Genomic DNA, 21,055 nt, shown 5'->3' on the forward strand with positions numbered 1-21,055 from the left:
CAGATTCGCACTTGCTCTGGACACGCCATGAGTTGTGGCATCCCTCGCCCAACGTCATCGATCCGGATCGGTATGCTCGTTCTCAAGAAACCGGAAGATGGCCGGATTTCCGCAACCGGCCGCGTTGAAACGGAGCCAGGGTGAAGCCTCCTGCTGCGGCCTGAACAAGGCGCCGGGTGCCAGCATGATGTCCTGTTTGGCTGCCGCTGCCGCCAAACGCGTGGCGTTCTCGGAGACCGTCCGGCGGGCCCAGAGAAACATCCCGTCTTCCGATTCCCGATAGATTTCCAAGCCTGCGCGTTCCAGATTCCTGATCGCTTCGCCGCGCGCCCGACGGAGCCGCGAGCGCAGCTTCTCCAGATGTTTACGAAAGTAGCCGTCGGTGAGCAGCTCATGGATCAGACGTTCGTCGATTTCCGAAGTGGTCAGACCGGTCAGGAGCTTGAGGTCCGTCAGGCTCTCGGCGATTTCATACTTGCAGGCGAGAAAGCCGACGCGCAGGCTCGCCGAAACGGTCTTCGAAAATCCGCCGACGAAAACCACCCGATCCAGTTGGTCGAGCGTCGCCAAGCGGGTCGCCGGTCCGGCCAGCAGATCCCCGTAGATGTCATCCTCCACGATCACCAGGTCGTAACGCTCGGCCAACTGCAGCACCCGATGAGCCACTGCCTGGCTGATACTGACGCCGGTCGGATTGTGCAGCAGCGTATTGGTGAAAAACACTTTGGGTCGATACTCCTGAATGAGGCTTTCCATTGCCGCCGGATCCGGTCCCTGCGGAGTCCACGGAACTCCGACCAGTTGTGCGCCGGACAGCTTGAGATAGCCGAACAGCGTGTAGTAGCCCGGATCGTCCACCAGCACGGCATCGCCCGGCTTGACGAAGAACCGAGCGATCAAGTCCAGGGCATGCGAAGCGCCCCGCGTGGTCACGATCTGCCGAGCGGAGCAACCGATGCCCTGATCTTCCAGGCGCCGAGCCAAAAGCGCTCTGAAAGGCTCATAGCCTGCCGGCAGCCCGTAGGCGGTCAAATGCGCGCCGCTCTTTCGCGCCAGCAGCCGCAGACTGCGCTGGATGCCGGCGCCATCCATCCACTCGCCGGGCAACCAGCCGGCGCCGGGCATCGCGATGTGGGACTGCTCCTGCAATGCATTGCGGAGCAGCCACAGCACATCCATGGCGCGATTGAGCTGGCAGGCCTGATTCGCCGTATCGCCGGTGTCCGAACGCTGAGTGACGTAAAAGCCCGAGCCATGCCGCGACTTCAGGTAACCCATCGCCACCAGCCGATCGAAAGCCTGGACCACGGTGAATTTGCTGACGCCGTGATCCTCCGCAAAATGCCGTATCGAAGGCAGGCGCGCACCCGCGCGCAGGGCGCGTTCATCGATACGCTGCTTGATGCCCACCACGATCTGTTCGATCAAAGGGCGGGGGTCGTGGGAGTCGAGGTTGAGAGGAGTCATCGCTGTATAGGTCGCCCGATAGGTACAGGTTAGCCAAATGGATTGCTGACTGTATATGTATTGTTCGCATTTTCCCATCTATCGTGAGGACGCTTCGAAACCAACGTATTTGGAGGGAAGCGATGGGCAGCCGGACGAACAGGTCGGACATGCGCCAAGGGTGGATCCTGGCGTTCCTTGGAATCGCGGCGTTTAGCTTGACCTTGCCGGCGACGCGGATTGCCGTGGCCTATCTTGATCCCTGGTTCGTGGCCTTCGGGCGGGGCGTACTCGCTGCGGCGCTGGCCGCGCTGGTCCTGTTGGTCACTCGGCAACCCCGGCCGAGGGCTTACCAGTTCTTGAGTCTGACGGTCGTGGCTCTGGGCGTCATCGTGGGCTTCCCGGTGCTTTCGGCCTGGGCCATGCGGGAGTTGCCAGCTTCCCACGGCAGCATTGCGCTCTCGGTCACGCCTTTGGCCACCGCCTTTTTCGGCGCCTGTTTGGCGGGGGAACGGCTGCCGGGTCGATTTTGGCTGGCGGCGTTGGCCGGTGCCGGCGCGGTCTTCGTGTTTGCCCTCGAAGCCGGGGGCGGCGGTCTGCGCAGGGGCGATCTGTGGCTGTTTGCGGCTGCGTTGATGGCCGCGTTGGGCTACGCCGAAGGCGCCCGGCTGTCGCGGAGCCTCGGCGGCTGGCAGGTGATCAGCTGGGCCCTCGTTCTGGCGGCGCCGTGGCTGCTCGGCCCATTGGTGTGGGCCATGGCGCGCTCCGAGCTGTCGGCGCCGCCCGAGGCCTGGGCGGGGTTCGTCTATGTCGCTGTGATCAGCCAGTTCCTGGCCTTCATGCTGTGGTACCGGGGCTTGGCCCTGGGCGGTATCGCGCGAATGAGCCAAGTTCAGCTCCTGCAACCGGTGCTCACTCTGGGGGCCTGCGCGCTGTGGTTGGGCGAGCCCTTGAGCCGATCCCTTGTCGGCGTGGCCGCGACGGTGCTGGCGAGCTTGTGGATCAGCCAGCGTGCTCCGACACGAGCCGCCGAATCGCTCAGATCACGTTGTTGATGCAAAAAGCAAAGGAGGACCTCATATGCGTATCCCGTTCTATCAAATCGATGCATTCACCGATCGTTTGTTCGGAGGCAATCCTGCCGCGGTCTGTGTGCTCGATCGCTGGCTCGAGGACTCGGTCCTGCAGGCCATCGCCGCCGAGAACAACCTCTCGGAGACCGCCTTCCTGGTTGGACGGAATGGGCGATATGCCTTGCGCTGGCTTACCCCCAAGGTGGAAGTGGACCTGTGCGGCCATGCGACCCTGGCGACGGCCTATGTCGTCTTCCGGCATCTCGAACCGTCCTTACGGGAAGTCGCCTTCGACAGCCGGAGTGGCGAACTCCGGGTGAGCCGCGCGGGAGACCTCATGACCCTGGACTTCCCCGCCATTCACGGGCAGCGCTGCGCCTGCCCGATGCAGCTGTCCGAGGGATTGGGACGAGAGCCTCTGGAAGTTTGGAGAGCTGCCAAATACCTGTGCGTGTTTGCCGAAGAAGACGACATCCGTGCTTTGCAACCGGACTTTTCCCGGCTGGCGGACCTTGAGCTCATGGGCGTCATCGCCACGGCACCGGGCCATTCGGTCGACTTCGTCTCGCGGATGTTCGCCCCTCGCGTTGGCATCCCCGAAGATCCGGTGACCGGGTCGGCGCATTGCATGTTGGCGACTTATTGGGCCGCCCGCACAGGCAATACGCTTTTCAACGCCAAGCAGCTTTCCAGCCGGGGCGGTGATCTTGGCTGCGAACTGCGCGGCGACCGCGTACTGATATCGGGGAGGGCAGTGCAGTACTTGCAAGGCGAGATTTTACTTAACCCTTAGATTAAGGAAGCACCGAATTCGTGGCAGAACCTGTCGGACAGGATTATGTTGGCACAGTACCTGGTTATCCCACCTTATTCGTTGGTCATCATGACGCATCAGCGAGGACGGTCATCTAGCAATGCATATCGCGATTCTCACGTTCCATGGATTCAATGAACTCGATTCACTGATTGCTCTCGGCATCCTGAACCGGATCAGGAAACCCGACTGGCGGGTAACGCTTTGTTGCCCCGAGCCGGAAATTACGTCCATGAACGGCGTGACTGTCCGTGCGCAGTCGACCCTTGAGGACGCCGCCTTGGCTGACGCCATCGTTGTCGGGAGCGGGATTCAAACCCGGCGGATCGTCAGCACCCCCGAGTTGATGAGTCGGCTCTCGTTGCAGCCGGAGCGCCAACTTATTGCCGCGCAATGCTCCGGTACGCTGGTCTTGGCGAAACTGGGCCTGTTAGGCAAGGTGCCTGCCTGCACGGATCTGACGACAAAGCCATGGGTACAAGAGGCCGGAGTTGAAGTTCTGAACCAACCTTTCTACGCCCATCAAAATGTCGCGACTGCCGGGGGTTGTCTTGCTTCAGCCTATTTAGCCGCTTGGATCATTGCCCGAAGCGAGGGACTGGAAGCCGCTGCCGAGGCACTCCATTACGTCGCTCCGGTAGGAGAGAAAGAAGCGTTCGTTACCAACGCACTTAAGCGCGTTGAGCCTTATCTTCCGCAATAACGCTTAACCCAGTCTAAGCCGGGGGTGACGCAGATTTTCCCGAGGTTGCAGTGAGTTTACCGAAACGAGTCGACTTTGCCGTTGACGCGCGAGCGGCTTTGCATCAAGTTGGCGGCTCGACAACGCGATGACCGATATGACTTCCGAACCTAGCTCTCTCCATTGGGATTTCGTGCAGGCCGATCCTGCGCTCGGCATCCTGCGTCTGGCGGCGTTGTCCGCCGGTTCGGGAGGGCGACCGGACGATGCGACCTTGGACCTGATGTTCGAGCAGTTGCCGGCCGATGGGTTCGCCGGCATCGCATCGGCCACCGTTTGGCAGGAGCTGGTCCGCGGCCTGATGGCTCAAAAACCCTCGAATATGTTTGCCGCGCCTTCCGGTTGTGGGGCTCTGCGCTTGGTGTTGCCTGAGGTGGCTGCTTTGTTCGGCGTCCCGCAGATCGCGGACGATCCTCCTCAAGTCGATATCGGCCAACATCTGTTGCGCGTTCTGGACGCGGCGGCGCGCTGCAACGCGCCACTGCCGGTGCGTTTCGCCGCGCTGGTGATGCACATCGGCAAGTCGGACTCTCCACCCGAGCACTTGCCCGTTCATTATCGCCACGTTGAGCGGGGGCGCCCACGCATCGAGGGACTGTGCGAACGTTTCGGTGTGCCTGATGCCTGTCGCGAACTCGCTCTACTCGCGCTGGCCGAGTGCGAGCGGGTACACCGGGTGACGGCGGTGCGAGCAGGGCCCGTCGCCGCGCTGTTGGAACGGGTGGGGGCATTCGAGCAGCCGGAGCGCTTCGAACAGTTGATGACGCTTTGCGCATGCGACTACCGCGCATACCGGGGACGCGCCACCGAAGAATATCCCAAAGTCGTCTTGTTGGGCGTTGCGCTGAAAGCCTGTGCCGGCATTGCAGAATCCGATGGGACTGGAGTAGCGGACAGCGTGCAGGAAGCCCGTGCGGCAGCGGTCGCGAAAGCGTTTTGCTCAGAGCGGTGGTCTGGCCCGGCGGAATAGCGGCGGGCAAGTGACTGGCAAGCCAGCGGCATTCCATCCCACCGCTACGTGCCTAGCGATACGCAAAACCAAGATGCCAAAGAATTACATCCCCGAACTCAGCGAAGTACGCATGATCAACCGCGCTCCGCAGCGGCCGGTCGATTTCGGCTCGGATCGGGACTACGTTTTCTCCTGTCTCAAAGATGTCGAACGGGCATTCGAAGTGGAGGGATTTCCAGGTATCGCTCCGGAGCAAATACCGGTCCGCTCGCTAGTTAGGCAGCTTATCGTTTGGTGGCGCACTCTCGAACCCCACAACGAGGCCCAACAAGATGCCTACGGCCGCCTGCCGGGTGTCATTCGTCTCATCGATACGATCAGCGGCTGGTTGGAAGAGCTTAATGACCGCGGCTCCCATTCCTGATCTTCACTGGCCGGAGCCTGCGGAGCGGGTATTGCCGAATCGCCCGGGCTTGATCAGTTTTTGGCCAGGCAGTGCAGACCGGCGAGGTCCGGGGATTCCAGCGCGTTGTTAAACGGCTTTTCCACAGCTTTTGTGGAATATGTCATAGGGCCGGCCATGCGGTTTGGATGGGCATGTCGCCGTTTGACGTCCGAGCGCGCATGCGATTTCGCAATCAACACTGTATTGGAGCCAGCGCACCAGCTCAGGTCTGGCGTTTGCGACCACGCCGCAAATGAACAGCAGCAGACACCATCCGCCGACAAACCACAGGACAAAACTCATAGGACCACCCGCGACCCTGCATCGGAAGTTCAGTATTGCCTAGAAATCAGGCAATTTGCCTGCCGATCGATGACAACACTGGGTCATGTGGCGTGGGGAGCCCGCCGAGGCGGAGGTGGGATGGATTTGCAGCCGTGGCGTTCTAGCGCGGTGGTTAATCGGGCGATAAAGTGATCTCCCGTCCTGTTGAAGACACTGAATAGCCTCATGATTCCCCTGAAAATGACGAGAGGGCGCATGGCGGCAGCCAACTCGTATTGCGTTCGGCATGCTGCAATTTTTATGAATTTCTCCCAATCGTTAGGGATGAAGAGGGGGTGCCTCACGGGAGTCGCTCTCTTGAGTTTGGCTGGCTTTGCCGCCGCGGGTGCGGCCAGCGAAGTACCGCCGCCGCTCTGGTCGGCAGTGGAAATTCCTTCCGGGCAGATCGACCGGGCCGTCTCGGCGATCGACGGTCTGGCCCGCGAGCTCATGCAGCGCACCGGCGTGCCCGGCATGGCCGTGGCCGTCGTCCACGACGACCGGGTCGTCTACGCCCGGGGTTTCGGCGTTCGCAAGATAGGCCATCCCGAGCCGGTCGATGCCGACACCGTATTCCAGTTGGCCTCGGTTTCAAAATCCGTCGGCGCGACCGTGGTAGCCGCCGCCGTGGGGCGCGGCTGGACCGGCTGGAACCGACCGGTCGTCGACATGCTGCCCTGGTTTCGCCTCGCTGACCCCTATGTCACGCGCAACGTGACCGTCGGAGACCTTTACAGCCACCGCAGCGGGCTGCCGGACCATGCCGGCGATTCGCTGGAGGATTTGGGCTATAGCCGCGCGGAAGTGCTGCGGCGCCTGCGCTACCTGCCATTGAGCCCGTTCCGGGTGACGCATATCTACACCAACTTCGGCCTGACCGCGGCGGCAGAGGCTGTCGCGGCGGCGCGAGGCACCCCATGGTCCCGCTTGTCCCAAGAACTCGTCTATGGCCCGCTGGGCATGGCTTCGACGAGCTCGGAGTTCTCCGCCTATGTCGCCCAGCCTAACCGGGCGTTTGGCCATGTGCGCGAGGGCGGTGCCTGGTTCGCGCGCCATGTCCGCCAGCCGGATGCTCAGAGCCCGGAGGGGGGCGTCAGTTCCAGCGTAAAGGACATGGCGCAATGGATGCGCATGGTTCTCGCGCTCGGCACGCTGGATGGGAAAGAGGTGATTGGCCGCGAACCCTTGGCCGAGGCGCTGAGTCCACACATCCGTTCCAGTGCTGCCGCGCAGCCGGCCTACCGCGGATCGTTCTACGGCTACGGTGTGGGCGTCGGCAACGACGGCACCGGCCGGGTCCGGCTCGCCCACTCCGGCGGTTTCCTGCTCGGCGCAGGGACCGCCTTCGCGCTGTTGCCGTCGGAAAACCTCGGTATCATCACGCTCACCAACGGGAGTCCCATCGGCGTTCCCGAAGCGCTCAACGCCGGCTTTCTGGACCTGGTCGAGACGGGGCGGGTGCAGCGCGATTGGCTGACCGCCGTGACGCCGCTATTCGCTCCGATGTACGCCAATCCGAGCGTGCTGGCGGGACATCCAGTCCCGCCGCATCCGGAGCCCGCACGGGCGCTGCGCGACTACGTCGGGACTTACGCGAACGCCTACTACGGCGAAGCCCGTGTATCGAAGGACGGCAACGAGCTCGTCCTGGCGCTAGGGCCCGAGCCGAAACGCTTCCGGCTGAGCCATTGGAGCGGCGACCAGTTCGCGTATGAACCGGTGGGAGAAAATGCCGTGGGGATAGCCGCGGTCTGGTTCCGGAGGAACTCGGCGGGGCAGGTCCAAGCCCTTGAAGTCGAGAATTTCGAGGAAGGCGTACGGGTTTTGCCCAAGCTGAGGGAGGCCCGTCCGTAGCGTTCGAATGGTAGGCAAAGCGGCATTCCGCCGGTATCGACAATAACTCGCAGTAGACCAACGCCATGAATCTAAAACTGAACGGTAAAACGGCCCTCGTGTCCGGCTCCTCCAAGGGCATCGGCCTTGCCATCGCCAGCCAGCTGGCTGCGGAGGGCGCACGCGTCATCGTGAACGGACGGGCGGATCAGGCCGTCGCCGCTGCAGTGGAGCAGATTCGGCGCGCTGCGCCGGAGGCCGAGGTCGATGGATTCGCCGGCGATCTCGCCACGGCGCAGGGGGTTGCGGCGCTGAAGGATAGCCATCCTGAGGTCGACATTCTGGTGAACAATCTCGGAATTTTTGAACCCAAGCCTTTCGAAAGCATTCCCGACGAGGATTGGCAGCGGTTCTTCGAGGTCAACGTGATGAGCGGTGTGCGCCTCAGCCGCGCTTACATCGAAGGCATGAAGCAGCGTAACTGGGGGCGAGTCGTGTTTATCAGCAGCGAGAGCGCCATCCAGATTCCCGCGGAAATGATTCACTACGGCCTGACGAAGACGGCTCAGCTCGCGCTTTCGCGCGGCCTGGCGGAGTCTTGCGCAGGGACGGGTGTCACCGTCAACGCCGTGTTGCCGGGGCCGACCCGGACCGCTGGCGTGGAGGAGTTCGTGATGCGAATGACCGAGGGGCAGCCGTTCGAAGAGATAGAGAAGGCGTTTCTCGCGAGCGTCAGACCCAGTTCCCTGATCAAGCGCTTCGCAACGCCCGAAGAGGTCGCTGCCTTGGTGACTTTCGTGTGCAGTCCTGTCGCTTCGGCAATCAACGGCGCGGCGCTGCGGGTGGATGGCGGCGTCGTTCGCTCATGTTTTTGATGCATGCTGCCGATGCCGCAGCCGGCATCAGCGCCGACGGACGTTTGAGCGGGGAGTTGGAGCTTTAAGGCTTCGACCACGAGAACCGGGGGTTCTTGTTCTGGGCCCGTGCCGAGGGCCTGGGCATCGAGAATGATCCGAGGTTTTTCATCGACGGCAGCCACCTCAGGCCAGCGGACAGAAACGGAACCGCGCATACTGTTCTGCATCGATCCATTACGGAAATCGCGCTGGTTTAGCGCAGCCTTTTTACTTGTCCTGGAGTTTCCATGAGCGAAATTTACGGCAGCCAGCATCTTGCCCTGCAACAGTCCTTCGATACCGGCAGCATGGCGGGCAGGGTCAAAGACATCATCGTCCAGCCGGAAATCAGCGAAGAGCACCGGGGCTTCATCGAAAGTCGGGATATGTTTTTCCTTACCACCGTAGACCATCGCGGCTACCCCACCTGCTCTTACAAGGGCGGCTTGCCGGGTTTTGTGCGCGTGGTGGACGGCAAGACCATTGCGTTCCCGAGCTACGACGGCAACGGCATGTTCCTGTCCACGGGTAACATTACCGCCAACAGCAAGGTCGGCATGCTGTTCATCGACTTTGAGATTCCGCACCGCATACGCGTACACGGCGAAGCAAACATAGACCGCAACGACCCGCTGCTCCAGGCGTTCCACGAGGCCGAGATGGTGGTGCGGGTGAAGGTTACCGAGGTTTTCATCAATTGCCCGCGCTATATACACTCATACCGGCGTGTGGCGACTTCCAAATACGCGCCGCAAGCCGGATGTGAAACGCCGGGGCCGCAATGGAAGCGTATCGATGCCTTGCAGGATACCTTGCCGGCACGTGACAGGGGTATTGCCGAAAAGCTGGGCGGAACGATTACACCGGAAGAATACGGCGCTATGGTAATGCGGGGCGAAGGCTAAAGCGGCTTAAGAATCCTGCGGAGCGTTCCGCCGACTCGTGGATTAAGCTAATTCCGATTGAAGGCCCATCACTCGCTCGCGGCCAGCGCCGCAGTTCGTTGGTCCCGAGATCGGTGCGCCGAGTTGATGAATACCACCGCCCCGATGATGATCGCCGACGCGGCCAGGATGCGCGGCGTCAGCGGCTCCTGTGCGAACCAGTTGCCTAGAAACACCGCCACCAGCGGATTCACATAGGCATAGGTCGCGACCAGGGGGATGGGCGCATTCTGCAACAGCCAGATATAGCAGGCGAAGCCTACCATGGAACCGAAGGCGATGAGATACGCCAATGCCAGCCAGGAGTGAGTGGAGACCTGGGCAAAGCTGAATCCCGTCCATTCATCGCTGAGACCGCTGGCGAGCATCAGGGACAAACCGCCGGCAAGCATTTCCGCCCCCGTGGTCATCAAGGCAGACTTCGGCAGATCTGCAGTCTTGCTGTAGACCGAGCCGATGGCCCAAAGCATACCGGCAAGCAGAAGTGCCGCTACGCCGAATACGTTCAACAGCAATCCGTCGGAAAACTCCGAAGGGCTGACCAGCAGGTAAATCCCACAGAAACCGACGGCCAAGCCGGCGAGCACGCGGCCCGTCGGTTTGACGCCATTGGGCCTGAGGGTATCGGCTAAAACCAAGAACATCGGCACCGCGCCGATCATCAGCGCCGCTACCCCCGAAGGAACGGTCTGCTCGGCCCAGCAGACCAAGCCGTTGCCGCCGAGCAACAGCAGGGTACCGACGATCGCGGCCGACCGCCATTGACTCAGTGTCGGCAGCGCATCGCCGGCTGGGTATCGCCACGCCAGCAGGAGCAGACCCGAAACGAGGAAGCGAAGTCCCGCCGACAGGAATGGCGGTAGGGTCTCCACCGCAAAGCGGATCACCAGGTAGGTCGAACCCCAAACCAGATAAACCGCCAGCAACGCAATCCAGATCCTCGTCTTCATTTCTCGAATGCCTGAATAACCGCGGCTTGCGCCTTGCCTGCCGCAATCCGTTCCGCTACGGCCGGATGGCCGAGCACCGTGTCCACGTATTCCTGCACCGCAGGCTCCGCCTCGATCTGATAAGTATGAAAGCGCAAAACCACCGGCGGGTACATTGCGTCAAGGATGCTGATTCGCATTTGCTCTAGACACGCCATGAGTTAAATCACCCCCCGGCAGAGCCGGGGGCTTACCTCAATGAGTTATGGCCTCCCTCACCCGCCGGCCCCATCCCCGGTTTGCGGATTCGGCGTCGAGCCCGTGTATTCCGGCGCTTCGATGAACACGTCCATCTGCTGACCGACATACACGGGGAGGACTTCCGGATCGAAGCTGTAGAGCACCTGCAGCACACGGGTATCCACCCGCTCTGTGCTGTCGCCGGTCAGGGAGCGCTTCGGCACGATGTAAGGCTCGACGTAAGCCAGTTTCAGCTCGGTACCGAGCTGGCTGTTGCCGCGCAGATAACCGTAGGCCTTGCCGTCCTTGCGAAAGCGCCAGGCGTCGTTTTCGTCGATGTCGACCCGGATGTGGAGCCGGTCCATGTCGCCCATGATGACCAGGGGCGTGTTGAGGAATCCGGCGGTCGCGTATTCGCCCAGGCGTACGTTGACCTGCAGGACTTGTCCATTCAGCGGCGCCCGCACCACCATCCGGTCGAGGGTGGTCTGAACCGAAGCCAGCTGTGCCTCGGCCTGCCTGGCTTGCGCATGGGCCGTTTCCAGCCGGGCTTTCGCGATCAACACGGCGTTGCGGCGGCGCTTGATGTCCTCGGCGCTGATGGCCCGTTCGTCGGTGACGGCTTCGGCCAGGGCCAGCAGGGTGTTCACGTCGGTCAGCGAGGCCTCGGCTTCCACCACGCTCGCCTGGGCTTTGGCCAGATCGGCCCGGCGCACCGCCAGCTCCGCCAGCGGCTCGCGGTCGTCCAGCCGGAACAGGACGGCGCCGGCCTCGACCCGGTCGCCGACCTTGACCTCGACGCTCTTCACCAGTCCTGGCAATGGCGTGCCGATGCCGATGTTCCGGCTCCTGGCCTCGACGATCCCCGCCCCGGCGATGTATGACTTGAATGGCGGCCGGGAGGGCTCGACCACGGCCGGTGCGACCGGCGGCAGCTGGTTGCCGGTGACCACCGAATAGACCCCGAACAGGAATCCGGCTACGGCCAGTACCGGCAAGGTGGCTTTGGGTAACATTCTGTCTCCGCGATGATGTGACGGGAATTTCAAGAGGGGGTGGACGAACGGGTGACTTTCACCACCAGCCCGTCGTCCATCTGCGCGATGCAGTCGGCAAATTCGAAGATCCGGGCGTCATGGGTGACGATCACCAGCGCCCGGTCCTGATCCAGCGCCACCTGTTTCAGCAAATCCATGACGCGATGCCCGGTTTCATGGTCCAGCGCGCTCGTAGGCTCGTCGCAGACGATCAGCTTCGGTCCGTGCACCAGGGCCCTGGCGATAGCCACACGCTGCTGCTGGCCGCCGGAGAGCTGGGAAGGCAGGGACTCGGAGCGGTCGGCCAGCCCCACCCGTTCCAGCACTTCCACGGCACGGCGCTTCGCCTGCTGCCGCTTGGCTCCGTTGAGGATCATCGGAATCGACACGTTTTCCGCCGCCGTCAGACTGGGCAGCAGGTTGTAGGCCTGGAATACGAAGCCGATGTTGGCGGCACGGAACCTGAGCTTGTCCTTGTCCTTCATGTGCAGCAGGTCGTGACCGAAGACTTCGCAGCGCCCTTCGTCCTGGTCGAGGATGCCGGCAATCACCGATATCAGGGTGGTCTTGCCGCAGCCGGAGGGGCCGACCAGCATCATCAGCTCGCCGGCGTGGATGTCGAGGTCGATGCCGCGCAATGCGACGACCTGCTGCCCGCTGCCGTCGTAGGTCTTCCTGACTCCTTGGCATTGCACCGCCAATGTCGACGCGCTCATGATTGCCTCAGCCCTTGAACACGATGGCAGGCTCGAGCTTGATCACCTTGCGAATGCTCAGGAGGGCCGCGAACACGCAGATCAGCGTCACCCCCAGTCCGCTGAACACCAGCAACTGCCAGGGAAATTTGAAAGCCAGAATGGTGTTGCGCATGGACCACCCGAACAGCGAAGTCAGGCCGACCCCCAGCCCGTAGCCGATCGCCCCCACCAGGGTCGCCTGCAGCAGGATCATGCCCAGCAGGGTGCCGTTGCCGGCACCCATGGCTTTCAGCACGCCGAACTGGCGGATGTTTTCCAGGGTGAAGTTGTAGAAGGTCTGGCCGGCGATGGCCGCGCCGACGATGAACCCCAGGGTGACCGACATGCCGAAGTTGATCGGGATGCCGGTATTCTTGAGAAAGTAATTGACGGTCAGCTCCTCGAATTCCGCCTGGGTATAAGCCGCCAGCCCGGTGGTTTCGCGGATGCGGCGGGTCAGAGCGTGAACGTCCTGGCCCGGCTTGGCCTTGACCAGCACGAAGGACAGGAGCTTCCGTTCCCTGGGCGCGTACAGCGTGGCCCGCGAGTAGGTCGTATACACCACCGGCTGGGACTGGAAGGTCCGGGTCGTCTTGGCAATGCCGACCACCACGGCGCGGCGGTCGTTGAGCTCCAGGGTGTCGCCCACCTTCAGCGGCACCGGCTGGCCGCCCGGTTCCTTCGGCGGTTTGGCCAGCTTGTCGCGGGCGCCGTCGATGTCGACGATGACCGAATCGGCCCGCCGCAGGTCCTCCAGCCGGCCTTCCAGCATGACCGGCGGCCCGCCGATGAGGGTGGCATCGTCCAGACCGATGACGTTGCAGGTCTGAAACGTCCCGTCCGCCAAACGCGCCTTGATGAGTCCCTTGTACATGGGCGTCGCCCAGTCCACCCCGCTGACGCCGCGCACCCGGAACAGCTTGGTGTCCTGCAACGGCTTGATGTCGTCGACGAACTGTACCTTGGAATCCATCACCCAGACGTCGGGCAGGCCGACGTCGGTGACGAAGCTGTACGAGCGCATCATCAGTCCGACGAAGATGGCCGGCTGCTGGGTCATGATCAGCGACGCGAAGGTCAGGCCCATGACGATGCCGAGGTACTTGCCGCGGTCGCCCATGAGCATCTTCAAGGCAATGTAGTTCACGTTCCGGCCTCCCCGGCGGACAGATGTCTGAGCGCGGCGATCGAGAAACCGGCAATATGCTCGGCGGTTTTCTCGATCTCCTCGGGCGTGGCGATGATCTCCGGACAAAGCCGGTCGATCAGCGAGCGTGAATGCCGGTACATCAGGCACTGGCCGACGATGCTCAAACCCAGCCGGTGCATCTCCGCCTCGCCGACGCCGGGACCGACCAGTTCGGCGATGATGCCTTGCAAAAGAGTGCAACCCGGTTTCATAGCGGTCTCGATGACCTGATCAAGCGCGGCGGTAGGGTCGGCGAGCTCTCGGGCGATCAGCTTGCCGTGGCGACCGAGATGGGTCTCGTCCAGCATGCGGGCCAGGAAGTTGGCGATGAACTGGCGCAGCCGAATCTCGGGCGGCAAGCTCGGGTCGCGGGCCAGCGTGTCGGGGTAGCGTTCGTGAGTTTCCCTGAACGCGACCGCGAGAACTTCCGAATACAGCGCCTCCTTGCTGCGGAAATGGTAGTTCACGGAAGCCGCGTTGACCTCTGCCCTGGCACAGATGTCCCGTACCGTGGCGTCGTGGAATCCCTTCTCGGCAAACACGTCCAGCGCGGCTTGCAACAGCCGTTCACGAGTGGGGTCCTGAAAAAGATGGGTGTTCGGTGGATTCATCCAGATGATTCAAACATATGTTTTAATCAAAAATACTAAACCGATAGATCAAAGTCAAACACCCGACATGCATAGTCTCTCAGGCGCTGTACAACAGCGTAGCCACCCTGACTTGTCAAACCGAACTTCAGACTTCCCGGGCGGGCTTCGTCATGCCCGGGCTGGAATTTCCGATGCACCGAACCCGCTGCGCGTTATTTGGCAGAAATCGAGGGAAGAATGTCATTGCGCAATGTGCTCACGCGCAAGACCATGCAACTACTTCCTTCGTTGTCCGAATTCCGGGATGCAACCGGCGCGATGGCGCCAAGACTTCCGCGTTGTTGGCGGGGAAACGCGACGAAATCGGTTTAGTAAGGTGGAATTTCCGATGGCACAGACTCCTGTATCCCACGACGGCGCAACCGGAACGAAAGTGAGACCTATCGGCGTCGTCGCATTCGACGGCGTGGAGGTTCTGGATCTTACCGGCCCGATGGAAGTGTTTGCGCTCGCCAATCTCGGATTGCAGCAGACGGGCACCGTCTCCGAGAACGCCTATCCCACCCGGGTTTTCGCGAAGGCACCGGGGCTGGTCACCGCTTCGTGCGGACTCAAGATCCATGCCGATACCGCCTACGGCGATCTCACGGACGACATCGATACCTTGCTGATCCCGGGTTCGCCGGACGTCAGCGCCGTGTTGGCCGACCCGGATTTGCAGGCCTGGGTCCGCGGCATGGCCGGTCGGGTCCGGCGGCTCGTCTCGGTCTGCACCGGTGCCTTTCTTCTTGCGAAAACGGGGCTCCTGGATGGATTGAGGGCGACGACCCATTGGGCTTACTGCGACAGGCTGGCCGCCGACTATCCATCCATTAGCGTCGAACCCGATCGGATCTTTTTGCGGGAGGGCCATATAGCCACCTCGGGCGGCATCACCTCGGGCATCGATTTGGCGCTGTCGCTGGTGGAGGAGGATTGGGGCCGGGAGATGGCATTGCTCGGCGCACGGTACATGGTGGTGTTTCTAAGGCGGCCGGGAGGCCAGTCCCAGTTCAGCGGCTATCTTGTGAGCGAGGCTACGACTCATCCGGACTTGCGCGCGCTGCAGATGTGGATCGTGGAGCATCCGGCAGAGGATCTTCGCAACGAAGTGCTGGCCGAACGGATGGCGATGAGTCCCCGTAATTTCGCCAGAGTCTTCCGAATGGAAACCGGCATGACCCCAGCCAAGTTCGTAGAGAAGGCGCGGGTCGATGCCGCACGCCATTTCTTGGGCATCAGCGATCATCTGATCGAGACAGTGGCCAGGATCTCGGGCTTCGGCGATGCCGAACGCATGCGGAGAGCGTTCATCCGCCATCTGGGCGTCAGCCCACAGGACTATCGCGCACGATTCGGCCCGCCGGGTCCGCAACCGGCACCTATGGCGACCGAAAGCTATGCCGCCGCTCTCAAGGCATCGCTGAATGCGTTTTAGCGCTTGGCGGGCAAGACGTGCGCCCGGCGGTCTTCGCCAAGCCACTGCCCCGCTTCGGTCCTCGCCCCCGCGGTCGAGCTGTGAAAACCAAAATCAACAGAGGATGTCACCGTGAACATTCTTTTGCTTTCAAGCAGTTACAACAGCCTCACCCAGCATGCGCATGTCGAACTCAAGGCCCTGGGCCATCGGGTAAGCGTGGGAGTCGCGACGACGGCCGAAGCGATGCGGGAGGCGGTTCGCCAGTTTCCAGCCGACTTGGTGCTGTGCCCGATGCTTGCCCAGGTCATTCCGCGGGACATTTGGGAACAGCACATGTGCATCATCCTTCATCCAGGGATCGCCGGCGACCGGGGCGGCAATTCGCTCGACTGGGCAATCCTCAATGAGGAGACGCAATGGGGCGTGACTGCGGTTCAGGCCGCCGAGCACATGGATTCCGGCCCGATCTGGGCAACTTACGAATTCAGAATGCGGGCGGCGAGCAAGAGCAGCCTCTACCGGGATGAGGTGACCCGTGCGGCGGTCAGGGCCATGCTGGTCGCGGTCAGGCGTTTCGAAAGCCGGCTGTTCGTGCCGGCCCCGCTGGATTATTCGCGGCCGGAAGTCCGCGGCCGTTACCGTCCCTTCGTCAAACCCGAGCAACGGCAGATCGACTGGCAATGCGATCCCGTCGCCAAGATTGTCAAGAAAATCCGCTCCGGGGACGGCGCTCCGGGGGTGCTGGATGAAATCGGCGGGATGCCGGTTTACCTCTACGGCGCGCATGAGGAAGGCTCGCTGGTCGGAAAGCCCGGACAAATCATCGCGCAGAGACAGGGTGCGATCTGCCGGGCCGCCGTCGACGGAGCGGTATGGATTTCCCACTTGAAGCGCAAGGGCGATCATGCGGACGCGTATTTCAAGCTGCCTGCGGCGATGGTGGTGGCGGACCACCTTGCCGACGTGCCCGAGGTACCCGTCCCGATCCATGCCGAAATCCGCGAAGCGACCTTTCGCGACATCTGGTACGAAGAACGCAACGACGTCGGCTACGTCAATTTCCGCTTCTACAACGGCGCGATGGGGACCGACCACTGCCATCGCCTCGAACTGGCGATGAGCTATGCGCGGCAGCGCCCAACCAAGGTGATCGTGCTGTTCGGCGGACAAGACTTCTGGTCGAACGGCATCCATCTTAACCTGATCGAAGCCGCGGCGGATCCGGCCGAAGAGTCCTGGCGGAACATCAATGCAATGAACGATTTCGTGCACAGCCTCCTGACCTCGACCGACCATCTGACGATCGCGGCGATGTACGGCAGCGCCGGTGCCGGCGGCGTGATGATGGCACTGGGGGCGGACAGGGTGCTGGCACGGGAGGGGATCGTCCTGAATCCCCACTACAAAGGCATGGGCGGACTGTACGGTTCCGAGTATTGGACCTACTCCCTGCCGAAGCGGGTCGGCGCCGACCTTGCGGAGCAACTGACCGAACGGTGCCTGCCGATCAGCGTCCACGACGCAAAGGCCATCGGGCTCATCGATGACATCGTGATACAGGACGATTTGGGGAACGGGAGCTTCGGGCGTTTTCGGAATCAAATCATCCGCATCGCCGAGAACCTCGCGGACAGCGCACGCTTTCCCGCCCTGCTTCACTCCAAACGGATACAACGCGAGGCGGATGAGAGAATCAAGCCGCTGGACCAGTATCGCCGCGAAGAGCTTGCCCGGATGCACCGGAACTTCTGGGGCGACGACCCAAGTTATCATATGGCGCGGACGGCATTCGTGCGTAAACAACCCCGGCCGGGACACCTGAAATGCTCCGTCGCCCTGGAAGACGCCTGCCGAAACGAGCATTGCGACGAGGCGAAGCGAACATCCGCCAGCCGTTGCGCATTAGCGTCAACCGGATGGGGTGAGTATCGCTCAACCGCCTGACGGGCCGGTGTCTTGCTGGCGCTGAGCGGGGAAGGCGACTCGCACGCAAAGCCCCGTTTCCACCCCGTCGGCAAGCGTGACGGTGGCACCGTGGCGGTCGGCAATCGCGCGGACGATCGCAAGTCCCAGCCCCGTCCCCGCTTCCGCGGTTTCCAAGCCGCGATAGAAACGGTCGAAGACGCGGCTGCGCTCGTCGGCGGGAATGCCGGGGCCGGTATCCGCGACCTCGAGACAGGGCCGGCCGGCCTCTCCCAGCCGCACCGAGACATCCACGACGCCACCCTGCGGGGTGTAATGCACGGCATTGTCCACCAGATTCGCCAGCAGGGTATGCAAGGCGCCTGGATCGCCGGTGACGCTCAGATCGGCATCGACTTCCGCAAAGCCGAAATCGATCGATTTCCGGGCGGCCAGGCCAGCGTGTTCCGCCACCACCTGCCGGGCGATGTCCGCCAGCACCACGCGGGTCAACGGCACCGAAACGGCATCGGGCTCCTGGCGGGCCAGGGTCAGGAGCTGCTGTACCGCGCGGGCCGCGCGCCGGACGCCGGCCTTGAGGTCCTCCATCGCCGCGGCGCGCTCGTCCGCGGTTCCTGCATGCTCGGCCAGATCCGTCTGGAGCTGCATGGCGGCGATCGGGGTGCGCAGCTCGTGCGCCGCGTCGGCGATGAACGCCCTTTGCGCGGCCAGTGCTTCCGACAGGCGCGTGAGCAGATCGTTCAGGGAATGAACCAATGGCAGCGCTTCGTCGGGTATTCGGGCTTCGGCCAGGGGCGTCAGGGATTGCGGGGTGCGCGCTGCGACCGCCAGCGCCAGCCGCCGCAACGGCGCCAGCCCCCGCCCCACGATAAACCAGATCGCCAAGCTCAACACCGGAAACAGCACCACGAACGGCGCCAGCACCCGGGACGCGGCTTGCAGCGCCAGCTTGTTGCGCACGCGCATGGGTTGCGCGACCTGGATCACCTGCCGGCCCAGGGGTAATGCGAACACCCGCCAGGCGCCCTCGCGGGTTTCGACGGTAGCGTAGCCATTGCCGACGAGACCCGGCAACGAGCGGTGCGGATGGGAGAAATAGAGCTGAACGCCTTCCGGACTCCAGACCTGGATGACGAAGTCCAGATCATCGCGGTCCTGGCGTACGGGAGGCGGATAGGCTTGATCGCCGAGCGAGAGTGCGAATTGGCGCAGTTGATAATCCAGCAGGGCGTCCACCTCAAACCTAGCCGCAGAATAAGTCGCGTAGGCTCCGGCGCCGACTGCCCCGGCGATGGTCGCGAGCAGCGCCGCGATCAGCCGTCGCCGGATCGATCTCATGACTGCCTCGGCATGAGATAGCCGACGCCGCGCACGTTGATGATCCGCTCAGCGCCGAGCTTGCGGCGAAGCGAATGGACGTAAACCTCGATCGTATTGCTCTCCACCTCTTCGCCCCAGCCATAGATACGCTCTTCGAGCTGAGCCCGCGACAAGGGCATGCCCGGATGTTCGAGCAGAGCGGTGAGCAGGGCATATTCGCGCACCGAAAGCTGGACCGGCGCCTCGTTCAGCCACACTTCCCGGGTCATCGGATTCACCTTGAGTCCTTCATGCTCGATCAGCGGCGTCGGCCGTCCGCCTCTGCGCCGCGCGAGGGCGCGTACACGGGCGGAGAGCTCTTCCAACTCGAACGGCTTGACCAGGTAGTCGTCGGCACCCGAGTCCAGCCCCGCGACCCGGTCCGCGACCGAATCGCGCGCCGTGATGATCAAGGCTGGTATAGGATTCCGCCCCGCCCGGAGCGCCTTGAGCACTTCCAAGCCGGATTTGCGCGGGATGCCGAGATCCAGGATCAGCAACTCGTGCACGGCAGTCGCAAGCGCCAGTTCCGCGGCGACGCCGTCCCGCACCCAGTCGACCGCGTAGCCCTCCCGCTTCAGCCCGAGCTGGACGCCCTTGCCAATCATGGCGTCGTCTTCAACCAGCAGTATGCGCATGCGGCGAATCGTGATCGTGAATGTTGGCGGCAATGAATAGGCCTTGGCGGCAGCCGCGTCAAGCGGCGCCGGTCAACGCCGCGGCCGGGTTCTGGTATAGTGCGGGAAGCTACGCCATTCCTTAGATGTTTCCGCTCCCCCATGCGCTCCGTCGAACTGCTCTCCCCTGCCGGCACCCTGAAAAACCTGCGTTACGCCTTCGCCTACGGCGCCGACGCGGTCTATGCCGGCCAGCCGCGCTATTCGCTGCGGGTCCGCAACAACGATTTCCTGGAGAAAAACCTGGCGTTGGGAATCGCCGAGGCGCATCGGCTGGGCAAGAAATTCTATCTCGCGGCCAACGTGCTGCCCCATAACGCGAAGATCAAGACTTTCCTCAAGGACATGGCGCCGGTGATCGAAATGGGGCCGGATGCGCTGATCATGGCTGACCCCGGCCTGATCCTGATGGCGCGCGAGGCCTGGCCGGAGATGCCGGTCCATCTGTCGGTGCAGGCCAACACCATGAACTTCGCCGCAGTGAAATTCTGGCAATCGGTCGGCATCTCGCGGATCATCCTCTCGCGCGAGCTCTCGCTCGACGAGATCGCCGAAATCCGCCAGCACTGCCCGGACATGGAACTCGAAGTCTTCGTCCACGGCGCGCTTTGCATCGCCTACTCCGGCCGCTGCCTGTTGTCCGGCTATTTCAATCACCGCGACCCCAACCAGGGCACCTGCACCAACGCCTGCCGCTGGAAATACGACGTCGCCCCGGCACAGGAGAACGCGGAAGGAGATTATGTCCCGGGCGCCTTGCGCTTGAACCTTGCCGACCTCAACGGCAACTTCGCCGACTGCGGCGGTGCGGAACGCCACCCCCTGGCCGACGAGGTCTATTTCCTCGAGGAAGAAAACCGCCCCGGCGAACTGATGCCGGTCCTGGAGGACGAACACGGCACCTACATCATGAATTCGAAGGATCTGCGCGCGGTCGAGCACGTGCAGCGGCTGGTGGACATCGGCGTCGACAGCCTGAAGATCGAGGGACGCACCAAGTCTTATTATTACGTGGCCCGTACCGCCCAGGTCTACCGGCGGGCCATCGACGACGCGCTGGGCGGCCGTAAATTCGACTGGAACCTCTTGGGAGTGCTGGAAAACCTGGCGCAACGCGGCTACACGGACGGGTTCTACCAGCGCCACCATACCCAGGATTACCAGAACTATGTGCGGGGCTATTCGGAAAGCCGCCGACAGCAGTTCGTCGCCGAAGTCGCCGGGTTCGATGCCGGGGTGGCCGAGGTGCTGGTCAAGAACAAGTTCGGCGTAGGCGACCGGCTGGAACTGATCCGGCCGGAAGGCAACCTCGATTTTGTCCTGTCCGGCATGGAAGACTCCGAGGGCAACGCCATGCAGGAGGCGCCCGGCGGCGGCTGGGAAGTGCGAATCCCTCTGCCGGAACCCTGCGGCGATACCGCCCTGCTGTCCCGTTACCTGTAA

20 protein-coding genes are annotated in these 21,055 nt (G+C 62.7%); 11 read left to right on the plus strand and 9 right to left on the minus strand.

Annotated elements, in window-relative coordinates:
- Positions 1-54 precede the first annotated feature (54 nt).
- Positions 55-1,467 carry an aminotransferase-like domain-containing protein gene (locus tag OOT43_RS04455; protein WP_266023516.1) on the minus strand — a complete coding sequence of 471 codons (1,413 nt, stop codon included), beginning with the start codon at positions 1,465-1,467 and terminating at the stop codon, positions 55-57.
- Positions 1,468-1,589: 122 nt separating this feature from the next.
- Between OOT43_RS04455 and OOT43_RS04460 the strand changes: the two genes are divergently transcribed.
- The 8 genes from OOT43_RS04460 (at position 1,590) to OOT43_RS04495 (ending at position 9,430) form a co-directional block, all read left to right on the plus strand.
- A complete protein-coding gene (locus OOT43_RS04460; protein ID WP_266023517.1) occupies positions 1,590-2,501 on the plus strand; it encodes a DMT family transporter in 912 nt (303 codons plus the stop codon).
- Between the two features lie 25 nt (positions 2,502-2,526).
- The gene (locus OOT43_RS04465; protein ID WP_266023518.1) at positions 2,527-3,312 is read left to right on the plus strand and encodes a PhzF family phenazine biosynthesis protein; all 786 of its coding nucleotides are present in this window, start codon (positions 2,527-2,529) and stop codon (positions 3,310-3,312) included.
- Positions 3,313-3,433: 121 nt separating this feature from the next.
- On the plus strand, positions 3,434-4,036 hold the full coding sequence (locus OOT43_RS04470; protein WP_266023519.1) for a DJ-1/PfpI family protein: 603 nt from the start codon (positions 3,434-3,436) through the stop codon (positions 4,034-4,036).
- A 136-nt stretch (positions 4,037-4,172) separates the two neighbouring features.
- Positions 4,173-5,045 (plus strand): tRNA nucleotidyltransferase, encoded by an 873-nt coding sequence (locus OOT43_RS04475; RefSeq protein ID WP_266023520.1) that lies wholly within the window; start codon positions 4,173-4,175, stop codon positions 5,043-5,045.
- A gap of 112 nt (positions 5,046-5,157) precedes the next feature.
- Complete coding sequence (locus tag OOT43_RS04480; protein ID WP_266023522.1) at positions 5,158-5,451, plus strand: hypothetical protein; 294 nt, start codon at positions 5,158-5,160, stop codon at positions 5,449-5,451.
- A gap of 663 nt (positions 5,452-6,114) precedes the next feature.
- Positions 6,115-7,650 carry a serine hydrolase gene (locus OOT43_RS04485; protein WP_266023523.1) on the plus strand — a complete coding sequence of 512 codons (1,536 nt, stop codon included), beginning with the start codon at positions 6,115-6,117 and terminating at the stop codon, positions 7,648-7,650.
- A gap of 65 nt (positions 7,651-7,715) precedes the next feature.
- Positions 7,716-8,504, plus strand: coding sequence for an SDR family NAD(P)-dependent oxidoreductase (locus OOT43_RS04490; protein ID WP_266023524.1), 789 nt, complete (start codon positions 7,716-7,718; stop codon positions 8,502-8,504).
- A 269-nt stretch (positions 8,505-8,773) separates the two neighbouring features.
- Positions 8,774-9,430, plus strand: a complete 657-nt coding sequence (locus OOT43_RS04495) for a pyridoxamine 5'-phosphate oxidase family protein (RefSeq protein WP_266023525.1) — start codon at positions 8,774-8,776, stop codon at positions 9,428-9,430.
- Positions 9,431-9,498: 68 nt separating this feature from the next.
- Here OOT43_RS04495 and OOT43_RS04500 read toward each other — a convergent pair whose 3' ends face one another.
- From OOT43_RS04500 to OOT43_RS04525, 6 genes are all read right to left on the minus strand, one after another.
- On the minus strand, positions 9,499-10,419 hold the full coding sequence (locus OOT43_RS04500; RefSeq protein ID WP_266023526.1) for an EamA family transporter: 921 nt from the start codon (positions 10,417-10,419) through the stop codon (positions 9,499-9,501).
- Positions 10,416-10,598, minus strand: a complete 183-nt coding sequence (locus OOT43_RS04505; RefSeq protein ID WP_266023527.1) for a glutathione S-transferase family protein — start codon at positions 10,596-10,598, stop codon at positions 10,416-10,418. Before OOT43_RS04505 ends, OOT43_RS04500 begins: the two co-directional genes overlap by 4 nt.
- Positions 10,599-10,673: 75 nt before the next feature.
- A complete protein-coding gene (locus OOT43_RS04510; protein ID WP_266023528.1) occupies positions 10,674-11,654 on the minus strand; it encodes an efflux RND transporter periplasmic adaptor subunit in 981 nt (326 codons plus the stop codon).
- Positions 11,655-11,683: 29 nt separating this feature from the next.
- Positions 11,684-12,391, minus strand: coding sequence for an ABC transporter ATP-binding protein (locus tag OOT43_RS04515; RefSeq protein ID WP_266023529.1), 708 nt, complete (start codon positions 12,389-12,391; stop codon positions 11,684-11,686).
- Positions 12,392-12,398: 7 nt separating this feature from the next.
- Positions 12,399-13,559, minus strand: a complete 1,161-nt coding sequence (locus OOT43_RS04520; protein WP_266023531.1) for an ABC transporter permease — start codon at positions 13,557-13,559, stop codon at positions 12,399-12,401.
- The gene (locus OOT43_RS04525) at positions 13,556-14,212 is read right to left on the minus strand and encodes a CerR family C-terminal domain-containing protein (protein ID WP_266023533.1); all 657 of its coding nucleotides are present in this window, start codon (positions 14,210-14,212) and stop codon (positions 13,556-13,558) included. Before OOT43_RS04525 ends, OOT43_RS04520 begins: the two co-directional genes overlap by 4 nt.
- Before the next feature lie 370 nt (positions 14,213-14,582).
- On the opposite strand from OOT43_RS04525, the gene OOT43_RS04530 reads away from it, so the two are divergent.
- Together OOT43_RS04530 and OOT43_RS04535 are read left to right on the plus strand one after the other, a co-directional pair.
- Positions 14,583-15,671, plus strand: coding sequence for a GlxA family transcriptional regulator (locus OOT43_RS04530; protein ID WP_266023534.1), 1,089 nt, complete (start codon positions 14,583-14,585; stop codon positions 15,669-15,671).
- Between the two features lie 111 nt (positions 15,672-15,782).
- Positions 15,783-17,597 (plus strand): hydrogenase maturation protein, encoded by a 1,815-nt coding sequence (locus OOT43_RS04535; protein ID WP_266023535.1) that lies wholly within the window; start codon positions 15,783-15,785, stop codon positions 17,595-17,597.
- Here OOT43_RS04535 and OOT43_RS04540 read toward each other — a convergent pair.
- Both OOT43_RS04540 and OOT43_RS04545 read right to left on the minus strand, forming a co-directional pair.
- Positions 17,586-18,914, minus strand: coding sequence for an ATP-binding protein (locus OOT43_RS04540; protein WP_266023536.1), 1,329 nt, complete (start codon positions 18,912-18,914; stop codon positions 17,586-17,588). The genes OOT43_RS04535 and OOT43_RS04540 overlap by 12 nt on opposite strands.
- The gene (locus tag OOT43_RS04545; protein WP_266023537.1) at positions 18,911-19,573 is read right to left on the minus strand and encodes a response regulator; all 663 of its coding nucleotides are present in this window, start codon (positions 19,571-19,573) and stop codon (positions 18,911-18,913) included. Before OOT43_RS04545 ends, OOT43_RS04540 begins: the two co-directional genes overlap by 4 nt.
- A 141-nt stretch (positions 19,574-19,714) precedes the next feature.
- Between OOT43_RS04545 and trhP the strand changes: the two genes are divergently transcribed.
- Positions 19,715-21,055 (plus strand): prephenate-dependent tRNA uridine(34) hydroxylase TrhP, encoded by a 1,341-nt coding sequence (gene trhP / locus OOT43_RS04550; protein WP_266023538.1) that lies wholly within the window; start codon positions 19,715-19,717, stop codon positions 21,053-21,055.

Origin of the sequence: Methylococcus mesophilus (assembly GCF_026247885.1) — a bacterium.
Lineage (GTDB): Bacteria > Pseudomonadota > Gammaproteobacteria > Methylococcales > Methylococcaceae > Methylococcus > Methylococcus mesophilus.